This window comes from Sphingobacterium anhuiense, from assembly GCF_042686355.1.
GTDB lineage: Bacteria > Bacteroidota > Bacteroidia > Sphingobacteriales > Sphingobacteriaceae > Sphingobacterium > Sphingobacterium anhuiense.
In genome coordinates this window covers 192,843-207,732 of record NZ_JBHUPE010000002.1, presented here as the reverse complement: position 1 = coordinate 207,732, position 14,890 = coordinate 192,843, and the positions used below count along the sequence as shown (strand labels likewise).

Here is a 14,890-nt window from a genome sequence, read left to right as displayed (position 1 = left end):
AGGGTTTATTAAGAGAAAACAAACAACTGATCAAAATGTTTATTTTATTATTATTTCGCAATAAATTTATAAGGTGATTCTATCGTTATGAAATTTAGCTATTTAAGGAGATTTAACACTATTTTATATTTGTAAATAGGTGATAAACTATCAGATCTTTAGCGTATTTAAGATAAAAGCTAAAGAAGGATTTACATTTAAACCCTCTTTAGCTTTTTTATACAGATCCTTACTTAATGTTTATCGTTTAAATACCGTCTTACCTTCTTTGATGGTTTCTAATACCTGAATAGAGCGCAGTTCCTTCGGATCAATGGTTAATGGATCTTTATTTAATATCACAAGGTCTGCAAGTTTTCCTGCTTTTAATGAACCCTTTATATCCTCTTCTTGGTATTGATAAGCGGCATTGATGGTGATCGCTTTTAGCGCATCGATAACCGGAATACGTTGATCTGGACCCAGGACCATACCCGAACGTGTTATTCTATTGACAGCAGAATACACACCTGTTATCAGATCCGGTGGCGTAACAGGAGCATCATGGTGTATGGTAAATGTAATACCAGCATTTTTTGCAGCATTTGCAGGACTTATAAAAGCAGCTCTTTCAGGCCCGAAGACACTGCTGTAGTGCCAATCACCCCATAAATAAACATGTCCAGAGAAGTATGAAGGTATGACACCAACTTCTTTAATTTTGGCAATATGGTCAGGTCTGCTGTTTTGCACATGAATGAGTGTGGCACGGATTTCCGGTTTATAAATACCTTCTTCTTTTAATTTTCCTATTACACGCAATGCCTGATCAATAGCAGCATCTCCGTTCACATGTAGCTGGGCGGTGATGTTTTTTGAGAAAATCGTTTTTAAATCTTCATAAAGAACTTCATCCGTAAAAATTGGGAAGCCTTTATAATCTTTGTTTTGTCCTTCAGGAGGAACTAAGTAGGGTTGTGTCAACCAAGCTGTTTTTCCTTGTGGAGAGCCGTCATCGGAAAATTTGAAACCTCCAAATTTGAGGTTATTTTCATATTTCATGTAATGTGGTAAAAATGATTCCCACTCTTTTTTGTTGGCTTCAAAATCAGGAAAATAAACGATATCTGCCTTTATTAGCTTCTTGGCTGCTGCTTCTCGAAGTAAGGTAAGTCCTACACCCATAGTTCGGCCATCACAAATTGTGGTTTGTCCATAACTAAACCATTCATCCTGCGCCGCTAAAAAATCTTTAAGCGACTGTGATAAACCATCTGTTTCGGTCGGTTTTGGTAACATTGAAGTTAACTTTATTAGTGCCGTGAAACTGGCATTTTCTTCCAATTTGCCATTTAGACGATTAGTTTTCGGATCACGTCCATAATGTCCTCCCTGCGGATCTTTAGCATCTTCCGGAATCTGTAGTAACTTGAACATAGCCGTATTGATAACGCTGGCATGACCTGAAGTGTGAATCACAATTATAGGATTTGTTGTACTTACAGCATCCAGTTCTGCACGTGTCGGATGTCTATGCTCACTAATAATCGCGTCGTCATATCCATTCCCCATCACTGGAGTAGTTGGATCCAGCTGATGTTTTTTGATATAATCCTTAAGTGTGGTCTGCAGTTCTGCAATACTGTTTACTGTACCGTAAGGAGTTGGAGAAAGGTCAACAGCCTGAGACATGCCTGCTCGCGAAGTAACATGACTATGTGCATCAATAAATCCGGGCATTAACGTTTTGTTTTCTAAATTTACTTCAGCGGTTTTAGAACCAGCATAATTCATGGCTTCTTTCTTAGTACCTGCAAAAAGAATTTTCCCATCCTTAATAGCAAGTGCTTCCACTTGAGGATTACCGTCTTCCATGGTTAAGATTGGACCTCCGTAATAGAGGATGTCCGCATCATTCTTAGTGCTTTTACAACCTGTAATGATCAAAGCAAAAAAGATGATGTTTATATTGTATTTCTTCCACATAGCGTTAGTATTAGTAAATTAACTTTTTTTAAACCTTTATTGAATTTAATCAATAGTTTCTACTATAAACTGTTTTTTGCTTTTAAAGTTTTAAAAATTATGGCTGAAGCACAATAAAACAGCGTCGTAGTTGGAGAAGAGAAGTTGCTCTTAATTTCGTGATAAAAAACTATAAAGCAAAGGGGCCTACAGATTAACCGTAAGCCCCTTGATGTCTGCTTTTTTACCTTAAATATTCATCTTATTTCCAACCCCCGCCAAGGTCACGATAGGTATTTGCGACAGTATTCAACTGATCTTTTTTTGTTTTAATCAGCTCTAACTTTGCTTCTAATGCATCTCTCTGGGTCATCAGCACTTCAAAATAATCGACCCGGGCAGATTTAAATAAATCATTCGAGATATCATTTGATTTTGTTAAAGCGTCTACCTGCTGTGATTTAAGATCATAGCTTTTTTGTAGATTGCTGATCTTGGAAAGATGGTTTGAAACCTCAGCATAAGCACTTAATATCGTCTGCTGATAGTTGTACATCGCTTGTAGCTGCAGTGCACTAGCCTTGCTAAATTCAGCTTTAATACCATTTTTATTGATCAAAGGCATGGCAAGTTCTCCAGCAAGAGAGTATAACATAGACTCCGGCATTTTTACAAAATAGGAGGGTTTAAAAGCCTCTAAACCTAAAGTTGCAGAAATGTTAAAAGAGGGATAGAATTCTGCACGGGCAACTTTAATATCCAATTTTGCGGCCGCTAGATCCAATTCTGCTTTTCTGATATCTGCTCTATTGGCTAATAACTGGGAAGGGATACCACTATGAACCGCGGGTGATATCATCGTCAGAAAGCTATTCTTATCCCGTGGGATCTTTTGTGCAAAGCGTCCCAATAAAAGATTAACCCTATTTTCAGTTTCCTGAATATCCTGCTTAATCTCGTACGCTAAGCTTTGCGAATTGAGCATTTCAGCTTTGAATTTTTGAACCGCAAGTTCGGTTGATCTTGCGGCCTCTTTTTGTGCTTGGATAACCTCTAGTGCACTCTTCTGAAGCTTGATAGTTTCTTGTACGACGTCGAGTTGGTTATCTAAAGCAAGTAACTCGTAGTAGCTATTGGCCACTTCAGCAACTAAATTGGTCAAAACAAAGTTTTTCCCTTCCATTGTCGAGAGGTAGCGGGCTATAGCAGCCTTTTTTTGATCATGCAATTTACCCCAGATGTCTATTTCCCAGTTTCCGGTAAGAGCAGCTTCGTAATTCATGAGCGGATCAGGGAATTTCTTTCCGGGTGCGATATCAGTGCTCGCATCCCCCGCACCTTGACTTGTATAGCGTCCAACTTTTTCGACACCGCTTCCGATTCTCGCTTCAACAGTAGGAAGTAATTGTCCCTGTTTAAACCGAACTTCGCTCTTCGCAATTTCTATCTCTTGCAAAGTGATCATAAGCTCCTGATTGTTTTTCAAAGCGGTATCAATCAGACCGCTCAGGTAATGATCTGAAAAGAAGTCGCGCCATGGCGTAACAATCATGTTTGAACTGTCTTGAGAGGAAGCTGTCGAGTCATTAAACGCTACAGGAAGTACCTTATTCTCTTTTACAATTGGAATAGCGGGTACTTTACAGCTTGCGACTATAAAGCACATAACGGCTATTCCGATCCACTTTCTTATCTTAATATTATACATTGTGATCGATTTCTTCTGATAATGGATTCTCGTCTTCGTAAGACGTTAATTTACTTTTCGATGCAATTTTTCCGAAAATATAGTATAGACCTGGTATGATGAGTAGACCAAATACGGTTCCTATGAGCATACCGCCTGCGGCAGCACTTCCTATGGTTTTATTTCCAATAGCTCCAGGTCCTGTAGCAAATACCAGCGGAATAAGACCCGCAATAAATGCAAAGGATGTCATCAAGATCGGACGGAATCGCACCCCTGCCCCCTCGATTGCTGCGGCAAGAACCGAACTGCCGGCATTATGCTTCTGTACCGCAAATTCAATGATCAGTACCGCATTTTTACCGAGCAAACCGATGAGCATGACCATGGCTACCTGCGCATAAATGTTGTTTTCAAGACCTAATACTTTCAGTAAGAAGTATGCGCCAAAAATACCGGCAGGTAAAGAAAGTACAACTGCAAGTGGCAAAACAAAGCTTTCGTACTGCGCTGCTAAGATCATATAGACGAAAGTAAGACAGATCAGAAAGATATAGATCGCTTCGTTTCCGCGGGAAACTTCATCTTTTGAAATCCCTGCCCATTCGATACCGTATCCTCTTGGTAGGGATGCTTTGGCTACTTCAGTAACAGCCTTAATTGCCTCACCACTGCTATATCCAGGAGCCGCAGAACCGCTGATTTCTGAAGAGTTGTACATGTTGTGTCTTGTAATTTCGGAAAGACCATATACTTTTTCCAGTGTCATAAATGCTGCATATGGAACCATCTCATCCCGATTGTTTTTTACATACAGTTTCAGGATATCATCCGGTTGTGCGCGATATTGCGGCAATGCCTGTACCATGACCTTATACTGCCGATCATATTTGATAAAACTGGTTTCGTAATTACTTCCTACCAATGTGGACAGTGTGCTCATTGCATTGTCGATCGTAACTCCTTTTTGTTCGGCTTTTTCGTTGTCGATATGCAACATAAACTGTGGGAAACTAGCGCTGTAAAAGGTAAATACAGATGCCAGTTCGGGGCGTTTACTCAATTCTTTTACAAGATCTTTACTTACGGTTTCCATTTTTTTGAAGTCACCAGAACCTGCTTTATCCAAAAGGCGCAATTCAAATCCACCTGCGGCACCGTATCCGGGTACTGCCGGAGGTCCAAAAAATTCAATCGTAGCTCCCGTAATATCTTTTGACTTTTCTTCGAGTTCGTGCATCACATCCTGAACGGAGTTTTTACGGTCTTCCCAACTTTTTAAATTGATCAGACAGGTTCCAGTATTAGCTCCGGTACCTTCCGTTAGAATTTCATAACCCGCCAGAGAAGAAATAGATTTGACACCTTCAATCCCCATACCTATTGCCTGAAGTTTTTCAGCAATTTGATTGGTGCGTTCTAGTGTAGACCCCGGAGGAGTTTGAATAATGGCATAAAACATGCCTTGATCTTCATTTGGAATGAAGCCCGAAGGTAGGCTGTTGTTTAAAAAGAAGATCGCAGAACAAAATGCTGCCAAGAGTACGAATGTGACCAGTCTTTTATTAACGATCTTACGAAGTAGATCTTGGTAACGATTAGCTCCTTTTGTGAAAAGATTATTGAAGCTTGTCAAGAACCTATTTAATGGCGTTTTTTTCTTTGGATGTCCATGTTCATTTTTTAGGATCATGGCGCAAAGCGCAGGTGTAAGTGTTAGCGCAACCACACCAGATAAAATAATGGCTGTGGCCATGGTAATGGAGAACTGCTTGTAAAAGATACCAACAGGTCCTGACATGAATGCTACTGGAATAAATACTGCCGCCATAACAAGTGTGATCGCTACGATAGCCCCGCTTATCTCATGCATCGCTTCTTCCGTCGCTTTGAGAGGTGTGAGATTTTTTTCCTCCATCTTGGCGTGTACAGCCTCAATGACGACAATGGCATCATCGACCACAACCCCAATAGCCATGACCAGTGCAAATAGGGTAATAAGATTGAGGGTAATTCCAAATATAGACATACACGCAAATGTACCGATCAAAGAAACTGGAACTGCCATAGCAGGAATAAGGGTAGACCTCCAATCTCCTAGAAAGAGAAATACCACGATACCAACTAAGACGAAGGCTTCTAGAAGGGTATGGATAACCTTTTCAATAGATGCATCAAGAAATTTGGAAACATCATAACTGATCTCGTAATCCATGCCTTTTGGAAAGCTCGTTTCTTTTATTTCTGCTAATTTGCTTTTTATGTTTTTAATAACATCACTCGCATTACTTCCATAAGACTGTTTAATAACAATTGCTGCGGAAGGTCTGCCATTTAGCGTAGAATAGATGTCGTATAAAGAACTCCCAAATTCGACGTCTGCTACATCTTTTACACGCAGTATTTCGCCACTTGCTGTTGACTTGAGGATAATGTTTTCATACCCCTCTTTGGTATTGAAACGTCCTGGATATTTGAGTACATATTCAAATGTTTGTGATCTCTTTCCAGAGCTTTCGCCCGTTTTACCAGGAGAAGCTTCTAAACTTTGTTCATCAAGTGCTTTTAGTACTTCATCAGCAGATATTTTGTAAGCCAGCATGCGATCTGGTTTTAACCAGATACGCATGGCATATTCTCTGTTACCTAGAATGTCGGCAACTCCAACACCATCAATCCGTTTCAGCTCGGATAGGATATTGATATCACCGTAGTTGAAGAGGAAGTTTTGATCGGCTTTGGGGTCCTTACTGAATAAATTGACGTAGACGAGCATGTTAGACTCTTCACGGGTTATTTTTACACCTTCTCGAACGACTAAAGGCGGTAATTTATTGATAACAGAGGAAACCCTATTTTGTACATTGACCGCAGCGAGATTGGGATCTGTTCCCAGGTTGAAAATAACCTGAATAGAAGCCTCTCCGTCATTACCTGCATCTGAGGTAATGTATTTCATGCCGGGTACACCATTGATCGCACGCTCTAGGGGGATCAATACCGATTTTACCATCAGCTCGCCATTTGCTCCGGGATACTCCGCCGTTATGTTTACTTTAGGTGGAGAGATGGACGGAAATTGCGTGATGGGCAGTTTGAGCATCGACAATATTCCAAGAAACACAATAATCAAGGAAATGACGATGGACAGAACTGGTCTATGAATGAATTTATTAAACATCGTTAATTTTTTAGAGGTGAATTATTGAGCGTGTATTTGCAAATGGGACATAACCTCCTGCGGCGCTACAAATTCGAATTTTATCTTATCGTCATCTTTAACCTTTTGAACGCCATCGATCAATATTTTATCTGTGGGCGCTAGTCCCGAAGAGATAACATAAAGATCAGGAAGGTCATTGCTAATGGTGATGTTTCTAGATTTAACAACTCCATTTTTGTCAATGACAAAGACATAGGTTTTATCCTGAATCTCGTAAGTAGCTTTTTGTGGGATTATCAAGGCATGTTTCAGCGGTACAAGCATTTGTACACGCCCTGTCTCGCCATTTCTAAGAAGTTTATCTGGATTAGGAAAGCGTGCCCTAAAAGCAATACTTCCTGTTTCATTATTAAATTCGCTCTCTATAGTTTCTACTTTTCCTTTGTATTTCAGTAACTGATTGTTTGCAAGAAGTAAATTCACTTCATTGTTGGCTCTATTTTCCGTATTCGTCTGGTAGTCGAGGTATTCAGATTCCGATACATTAAAATAAGCATACACCTGACTGTTGTCGGATAAACTGGTAAGAAGTTCACCTTCGTCGACCAAACTACCAAGTTTCAAGGGAATCCGGTTGATAGTTCCTGCGAAAGGAGCCCGAATCTCGGTTGCCGTTACATGAAGTTTTGCCAATGACATTTCTGCTTTGGCCTGATCAACTTTCGCTTGTGCCAATGCCAATTCATTTTTAGAAACGATGTTCTTATCTGCTAATGCTTTCGTATTTTCAAGTTCTATTTCTTCCGCTTTAGCTTGTGCCTGCGTTTTTAGATACTCAGCTTCGTAGAATTTAGGCATTATTTTAAATAAAAGCTGACCCGCTTGTACAGTCTGGCCTTCATCGACATAAATCTGTTGTAAGTATCCTTTTTCAAGACCTCGGATCTCGATATTACGGATCGATTGAATCTGGGAGACATAGTTTTTAGAGAGGGTGGTATCAATTAATATTGGACTGGTTACTTGATACTGGACTTTCTCAATCTTTTCTTCTTTTTTTTGGGAACAGCTTGTTAGGACCAATAAGGCATACAGACCTATAAGCATGCCTGTGCTAATTCTTTTCATGGATGAAATAGTTATTAATATATTGTAATAAATTGGGTAATATTCCAGGATGGAAGAGGCTCTTCAGAACACAATGCTAAACAACAGTACAGATAGCGATTGGAAAATATACCATGCTATGATGCCTATTTAAGCTATTTTTTTTAATGCTGAAGAGTGGGAGATATCACAGGCGAAGGACGCGCTGTAAAATGTATTTGTTTGTAGAAGTAAAATGCTGTGTCTTAAAAACAGATAGGAGGTTCTTTAAATTTTTAAGAACAAAAATCAGTGCCAGTGCATAACTGAGCAAAGCAATGTTTTTGAAAACAGTAATCGTATGCGATTCAAAAACAAGTTCATCTTCGACATCATCTTCTGTCATTTCATATGTGCGTTCATTTAACGCTTTACTGAAGATGGAATGGATATGTGAACTTTTTATTTTTGTTTCAGGAGACTTACCTAGGAAGGAAGAAACAGCCTCTGTGCTGCTATGAAATTGACTGTTGGTCAAAACAATTCCATCTCCCTGTAATAGGAATAAATTGAAGATCAGGACCAGTAAATACAGCGCTCTCATATTTGCGGTAAAAGTAGTATCAAGAACGACATGTTACACCATATTAACACTTTTTAACTGTCAGCTTTTTGTAAAAAAATAATCTTATGATTTCGAGATAAAGTATAATGTAGGGTTATCCGTTTAATATGCTATGGGATTTTATTCATGATATCAAGTCAAAGATTGAATTTCAGATTCTATATTTCCGCTTTATCATCATTCTAGATCGTGGTAGCTGGATTTATAAGTGGATCACGATCATGGCTTCAAATAAGGAAGTTTCCAGTAAATGAATTTGTATCGTGTCATTCTATAATAACAGTAAATAATACAAATTTATCTAAGTTTGGTTGAAATGAAGATCGGTAAACGTTTAAAGATAGTTCTTGCTAGTGTAATTATATTAATTGTAATGGGTAATGTTTATTTAATGAGGCCTCTTTTTGGAGGAAAAATCACCGGAACACGTCTGGAACGTGTGATGAAGTCTCCGAATTTTAGGGATTCGCAGTTTCAAAATTTGGAACATACTCCATCATTGAAAGAGGGCGAAAGCTTTGTCGGAGCGATGTATGCTTTTTTATTTAAAGATCGAGCTATTCGAACCCCTAAGATGCCACTTCCGGTTATGAAGCAGGATCTTAAAAATTTACCTGATGCTGATTTGCTTATCTGGTTTGGACACTCTTCTTATCTCTTGAAGATTGACGGTAAGATCATTGTTGTAGATCCCGTCTTTTCGGATAATGCTTCTCCTGTTCCAGGGAGCAATAAGCCATTCAATCTATCTTATGTTTATCAGGCTGATGATTTTCCGCCGATTGATCTTTTGTTAATTAGCCATGATCATTATGATCATCTGGACTATAAAACCATGATACAGTTACGTTCAAAAATTAAAAATGTGATCTGTGGGCTTGGTGTTGGCGCTCATTTCGAGCGATGGGGATTTGCTGAAAATCAGGTTACGGAATTGGACTGGTATGATGAGACATCTTTTGAAAAGGAGTTTAAGATAGTAGCGACACCTGCACGTCATTTTTCAGGAAGGAAGTTTAAGCGTAATACAACACTTTGGACATCATTTGTTTTACAGACAGAAAAGTATAAGCTGTTTTTAGGTGGAGACAGCGGCTATGGGAAACATTTTAAGACTATCGGCGATAAATATGGCCCTTTTGATTTAGCGATCCTAGAAAATGGTCAGTATAATGAAACATGGCGTTATATCCATTCCATGCCCGACGAACTTTTAAAGGAGGTTGTTGATCTTCAGGCTAAACATTTTCTACCAGTACATTCTGGCAAGTTTGCATTGGCACTGCACGACTGGAAGGAACCGCTTTCTCTGGTCTGTAAGTATGCTGAAGAAGCAGATATTCCTGTGTTAACACCCAAAATGGGGGAGATTGTTTATTTGCAACAGCTAGATAAACGATATGATAAATGGTGGGAAGGGCTTAAATAAGCTTATTTCTTATTCTTTTCAGCGATCCACAAGGATAAATATTTCGTGCTTAATAAAGAATGGTGGAGCAGCAGCTGTCCCATAAAATTCTGCTGTCGATGGGCCTGAAGCTGTGCTTTGATGAAACGGATGGTCATTAGAAAATCGTCTTCAAACCTCGTGCGTGAATATCGCTGATTAATGATGGTGATACCGTTTTGCTGTGCTTCTAACCAGATTGTTTTATTGTTATAAAGTTCGATTGCTTTTTCAACAAATAGTTTCGGTTCATTTGCGATAAACCCGTTCCATGGCAGGTCTCCCGACATTGCTTCAGCTCCAATAGTTGTTGTAACAGATGGGGTTCCCGTTTGCATAGCATCTATAAATTTACCTTTAACACCGGCACCAAATTGAATAGGAGCTAATAGGACACGGTGTCTGGACATGGTATCTTGGGCGTGGTCTGCTCTTCCATGAACAAAGAATCGTTCCTTAGGATTGTTAAGTTGGAGTACCTTTTGACTCGGATAGGCACCGTAAATATTCAGACTTACTTTAGGAAGCTGTTTCCTGAGCAAGGGCCAAATTTCGGTTTTTAAATACTGTACGGTGTTCCAATTCGGCTCATGTATAAAGTTGCCGATAAACATAAAATCAGCACGGTTTTCATAAGTCTTCCAGCTCGCTATACATGCTTCATCAATTTCTTCTTCCAAAAAGGGTAGGTAATAGAGGATGGATGGATTGATCGCAAACTGATTCGTCAATAATTGCATCTCAAGTTCGGAGATAATGAGCGAGATATCCGAGCGTAAGATTGCGGCAACTTCCCGTTTAGCAATATCGGAATACAATAAGGTTTGATCAAACTGTTCACCATTTTTAGCATTGGACTGGCGGGCGTGTCTTAAGAAGTGTAAATCTTCGGTGTCGAGTATTCTGACAGCATCTGGACACTCTTGTGCTACCCGCCAACTGTATTGCTCCTCGGTCATGAAGCGGTCGAATACAACAATATTGGGATTAAGATCTCGAACGAAATCATTGAAGCTAGCATCATTGAGTTTGATCTCCACTTCATTAATACCCATAGCGACTAGATCGGCACTATATGGAGATTTAGATGCAGCACTTGCAAAGGTGATGGTGTTATCATTTTTTTGAAAACTTTTTAGTAGCTGTATCATACGAAATCCAGCCGCAGAAGAACTTGGTTCCGGCCAGACTAAACCTATAAAAAGAATTTCTTGTTTTTCCATCGATGGAAATTTACGCAAAAAGCACAATACTCTATTCATTATATTTTCAATTGCTTGTTTTTCATCTTGTAATATTATTTACAAAAAGAAACTTAGCTCAAAAGGAAAATAAGGGGATGGTGTTGAATACATTTTTTTCTACAATTTGATTCTTGCCGTTATCAGGCTATCTGTTGTCATATGGAGATAAATTTATCTACGTTTAAAACAATGGTCACAATTTATTTATTTAAAGAGGGTAAATACTCGTTATATTTATCATAGATAAAATAGCATACTCATATGAAGAAATCATTGCTAAGTGGTATCCAAAAGCTGTCTCCAAAAACGTACTGGAAGGAGCTATTGGCTATTTTTATTGTATTATTGGCCTTTGTTTTCTTTAGAAGCGAACGTAAAGAAATAGCCTCCATAGGTCCCCAGCTGGCTTCAGCAGATTTTAATTGGTTAATAGTTGGGTTTGGAATCACTTTATTATATATTTTGTTACAAGGAGTGATGTATATTTTTAGTTTCCGATCTATCGGATTGAAACTGAATCTATGGGATGCGGTTGAACTCTTTTTAAAAAGGAATCTACTGAGTGTATTCCTTCCCGCCGGAGGGGTCAGTTCATTGGCCTATACGACTTCGCAGTTACGAAAGAAACAACTTAATTCGACCAAAATTCATCAATCAGGCGCCATATATGGGTATGTCGGGTTACTGACTGTTTTTATTATTGGCGTCCCTATTATTCTGTATACCATTTTTGATCATAAAAACTTTGATAATGCCTGGATATCTTTGGTCGTACTTGGTTTGTTACTCGGTTTATCCTTTCTGTTTTTCTGGTCGATTAGAGTAAAAAATGGATTGTATAGATGGCTGGAGATTAAATTTCCGAAGCTGATCGGTAATATTCATGAGCTGTTTTCTGCACATATTCACAAAGGATATCTATGGATGACCATTCTGGTTTCTGTCGCTATTGAGTTCTGTGGTATTGCTCATGCATTTATTAGTATGTATGCGCTACAGACACATGTTTCGTTTGAAGCTGCAGCTGTGGCCTATACCATTACAGTCGTTCTGATGATGGTCTCTCCCTTTTTGAGAGGTTTAGGTGCTGTAGAATTTACGATGTTATATATCTTTACTTCTTATGGTTATAGTAAAGAAGAAGGCTTAGGGCTGACAATTATCTATCGGTCATTTGAATTTTGGTTGCCCTTAATTTTTGGGGTTTTTTCTTTTATCTGGCGTGGAAGGCAGATCATAGCACGAATTTTACCCGCCATTGCCATTTTCTTTTTAGGGATCATCAACCTCATCTCGGTAGCAACCCCGCCACTGGTGGAACGGATGCGGCTTGAAAAATATTACCTTCCTATCGAAGCGATGCATGCATCTAAGTTGATGGTATTGGTTTTAGGACTAGGGTTGATGGTCAGTGCCGCTTATCTGATTAAGGGCTACAGATCGGCTTTTTGGATTGCTCTCATATTTTCTTTTCTATCCTTACTAGGACATATTGGTAAGGCACTAGATTATGAAGAAGCATTGGTGTCCTTGTTTATTATTGTATTACTGGTTACGAACCAAAAGCAGTACCGGATTAAGACCAATAAAAATTGGATGCGTATCGGTTTTGCGACCTTTTTCATTGCCTTGACAGGGGTGTGTTTGTTTGGCTTTGTCTGTTTTTATGTGATTGACAAAAAGCATTTTGGCGTTGATTTTACCTGGCAGCAGTCTATATATCATACCATGCAGAGTTTTTTGTTATTTAATGACGAACTCAATCCGTTAACAACTTTTGGTCAAGAGTTTTTGAATATTACACACTTTCTGGGTCTATTTTCATGGATGTTATTGATCTATACTTTCTTGTGTCCTAGGATTATTCATGAAGAAGATCATGAGCAGAACGTGCTGGATAAGGCGAAGCGTTTACTCAAATTGTATGGAGGGTCGCCGATGGATTATTTCAAAATTGCTCCAGATAAACAATTGTATTTTTCTGAGCGGACAGATGGTTTTGTCTCTTACCGTATCAGTCAGGCTTTTGCGATTGTTTTAGATGAACCTGTATGTGCATTTGACGATAAAGATGAAGTAATTGCAGAGTTCGAACTTTATTGTACCTCTTTGGGGTTAAAGTCCGTGTATTACCGCGTTGATGAAAACAGCTTGCCTTATTTTCTGGAGCTTCGAAAGCGGAAGATCATTATAGGGCAGGAGGCTTTGATGGAGGTCGCATCATTTTCTTTAGAAGGTAAGAATAGAAAATCGCTTCGAAACTCTTTAAATAGCTTAGAAAAAAAAGGGTATGCGACTGTTTTGCTAACCGCCCCGCATTCGGATGCTATTGTAGCTGAACTGAAGGCTGTTTCTGATGAATGGCTTACGGTGTTCGATAAGAAAGAAATGATCTTTTCGCAAGGACAGTTTGAGGCAGCAGCAATTGCTGAACAAGATGTTATAGCGGTAAAAGATGATCAAAATAAGATTGTCGCCTTTTTGAATATTATACCAGATTTTACTGAAGGGGAGTGTACGTATGATCTTATCCGTAAAGTGGAGCATGCTCCCGGAGGATGTATGGATGCTCTAATTATAAATCTGGTTGATTATGCCCGGAAAAAAGGTGCTAAATATATCAATCTGGGAATGGTACCGATGAGTGGTATTGAATCTCCAGATAACCCTGCAGAGCAGATTATGAAATTTGCGGCCGACAAAGTGGGCTCTTTTAAACACTATCAGAGTTTGAGAGATTTTAAAGAAAAGTATGCGACGATCTGGGAAAATAAGTATTTAATTTTTGGCAATGATTTTGACCTATTACAGTTGCCTCAAGCTTTGTCTAAAGTAATGAAGCCAGATAATGAATAGGATACAGATGGTGCGCAATAAATTAGGGTTATTTATCCTCTTGTTTTTGTTAAAATTAACAGTAATGGGACAGCAGAAAGATATCCCGCTTAAGATTTGGAACAGTAATGCAAATAGCCCTATTGTCCTTTATCTAAGTGGTGATGGAGGTCTTAATAGTTTTTCAACGAGTTACTGCGAGCTCTTGGGAAAACAGGGATATACAGTTGGAGCTGTAAACTCGAAGAGCTTTTTTTGGGATAAGAAATCCGCGGATCAGATTGCGAAGGAACTAAGCAGCACGCTTGAAAAATTATTGGTTGGTAAAAAGAATCACCTCGTTTATTTTGTCGGATATTCCTTTGGTGCGGATGTTATTCCTTTTTTGGTTAATAAATTAACCGCAGAATGGAAGGAGCGATTGCAGGCTGTGGCACTTCTGGAACCATCAACTTCTACAGATTTGGAGATTCATGTTTCAGACCTGTTTGGGAGGAGCGAGGTTAAAAGAAGTATGGATGTTGTTGCCGAGATCAATAAAATGGTCAATGTTAGAACGGCTATTTTGCTTGGTGAAGATGGAGTGAGTTTCCCGATTAAGAATATTCGGTTAAAAAATTTAGAAACTATTTATATGAAGGGAAATCATCATTTTGATGGTCTTGTGGCAGATGTCGTAAAAGCAACAGTAAAGCATTTTGCATTCAAGTAATCTGTCTAAAAAATGACTAATAAAATGGCTATGCTTATTCATTTTTTTAAGTGTTGTCGCTTAGATGGATCCACAAAGATTGTTCTGCGATCTTCTTTAAAGGCATGGTAGTATTATTCAGTTAGCTTCTGGATTTATTTTAAGTTG

At 38.9% G+C, this 14,890-nt stretch carries 9 protein-coding genes; 3 read left to right on the top strand and 6 right to left on the bottom strand.

The window, feature by feature from the left end; genetic code table 11:
- Positions 1-240 precede the first annotated feature (240 nt).
- The 5 genes from ACFS6I_RS04130 to ACFS6I_RS04110 all read right to left on the bottom strand — a co-directional run bounded on the left by ACFS6I_RS04130 (position 241) and on the right by ACFS6I_RS04110 (position 8,484).
- Positions 241-1,965, bottom strand: a complete 1,725-nt coding sequence (locus ACFS6I_RS04130; RefSeq protein ID WP_380918349.1) for an amidohydrolase — start codon at positions 1,963-1,965, stop codon at positions 241-243.
- A gap of 241 nt (positions 1,966-2,206) precedes the next feature.
- A complete protein-coding gene (locus ACFS6I_RS04125) occupies positions 2,207-3,652 on the bottom strand; it encodes a TolC family protein (RefSeq protein WP_380918347.1) in 1,446 nt (481 codons plus the stop codon).
- Entirely contained in the window at positions 3,645-6,812 is a 3,168-nt protein-coding gene (locus ACFS6I_RS04120) for an efflux RND transporter permease subunit (RefSeq protein WP_380918345.1), read from the bottom strand. Before ACFS6I_RS04120 ends, ACFS6I_RS04125 begins: the two co-directional genes overlap by 8 nt.
- A gap of 21 nt (positions 6,813-6,833) precedes the next feature.
- Positions 6,834-7,922, bottom strand: a complete 1,089-nt coding sequence (locus tag ACFS6I_RS04115) for an efflux RND transporter periplasmic adaptor subunit (protein ID WP_380918343.1) — start codon at positions 7,920-7,922, stop codon at positions 6,834-6,836.
- A gap of 166 nt (positions 7,923-8,088) precedes the next feature.
- On the bottom strand, positions 8,089-8,484 hold the full coding sequence (locus tag ACFS6I_RS04110; protein WP_380918341.1) for a hypothetical protein: 396 nt from the start codon (positions 8,482-8,484) through the stop codon (positions 8,089-8,091).
- Positions 8,485-8,821: 337 nt separating this feature from the next.
- Between ACFS6I_RS04110 and ACFS6I_RS04105 the strand changes: the two genes are divergently transcribed.
- Positions 8,822-9,934, top strand: a complete 1,113-nt coding sequence (locus ACFS6I_RS04105; RefSeq protein ID WP_380918339.1) for an MBL fold metallo-hydrolase — start codon at positions 8,822-8,824, stop codon at positions 9,932-9,934.
- Positions 9,935-9,936: 2 nt separating this feature from the next.
- Here the strand turns inward: ACFS6I_RS04105 and ACFS6I_RS04100 are convergent, their stop codons facing one another.
- A complete protein-coding gene (locus ACFS6I_RS04100; RefSeq protein ID WP_380918337.1) occupies positions 9,937-11,175 on the bottom strand; it encodes a glycosyltransferase in 1,239 nt (412 codons plus the stop codon).
- Between the two features lie 282 nt (positions 11,176-11,457).
- Between ACFS6I_RS04100 and ACFS6I_RS04095 the strand changes: the two genes are divergently transcribed.
- Together ACFS6I_RS04095 and ACFS6I_RS04090 are read left to right on the top strand one after the other, a co-directional pair.
- Positions 11,458-14,052, top strand: coding sequence for a phosphatidylglycerol lysyltransferase domain-containing protein (locus ACFS6I_RS04095; RefSeq protein WP_380918335.1), 2,595 nt, complete (start codon positions 11,458-11,460; stop codon positions 14,050-14,052).
- A gap of 64 nt (positions 14,053-14,116) precedes the next feature.
- A complete protein-coding gene (locus ACFS6I_RS04090; protein ID WP_380918333.1) occupies positions 14,117-14,743 on the top strand; it encodes an AcvB/VirJ family lysyl-phosphatidylglycerol hydrolase in 627 nt (208 codons plus the stop codon).
- Positions 14,744-14,890: the final 147 nt, after the last annotated feature.

Bases quoted from the DNA above. Each gene is read 5' to 3' on its own strand.
- ACFS6I_RS04130 (WP_380918349.1), bottom strand. From the start codon at position 1,965: ATGTGGAAGAAATACAATATAAACATCATCTTTTTTGCTTTGATCATT.
- ACFS6I_RS04125 (WP_380918347.1), bottom strand. From the start codon at position 3,652: ATGTATAATATTAAGATAAGAAAGTGGATCGGAATAGCCGTTATGTGC.
- ACFS6I_RS04120 (WP_380918345.1), bottom strand. From the start codon at position 6,812: ATGTTTAATAAATTCATTCATAGACCAGTTCTGTCCATCGTCATTTCC.
- ACFS6I_RS04115 (WP_380918343.1), bottom strand. From the start codon at position 7,922: ATGAAAAGAATTAGCACAGGCATGCTTATAGGTCTGTATGCCTTATTG.
- ACFS6I_RS04110 (WP_380918341.1), bottom strand. From the start codon at position 8,484: ATGAGAGCGCTGTATTTACTGGTCCTGATCTTCAATTTATTCCTATTA.
- ACFS6I_RS04105 (WP_380918339.1), top strand. From the start codon at position 8,822: ATGAAGATCGGTAAACGTTTAAAGATAGTTCTTGCTAGTGTAATTATA.
- ACFS6I_RS04100 (WP_380918337.1), bottom strand. From the start codon at position 11,175: ATGGAAAAACAAGAAATTCTTTTTATAGGTTTAGTCTGGCCGGAACCA.
- ACFS6I_RS04095 (WP_380918335.1), top strand. From the start codon at position 11,458: ATGAAGAAATCATTGCTAAGTGGTATCCAAAAGCTGTCTCCAAAAACG.
- ACFS6I_RS04090 (WP_380918333.1), top strand. From the start codon at position 14,117: ATGGGACAGCAGAAAGATATCCCGCTTAAGATTTGGAACAGTAATGCA.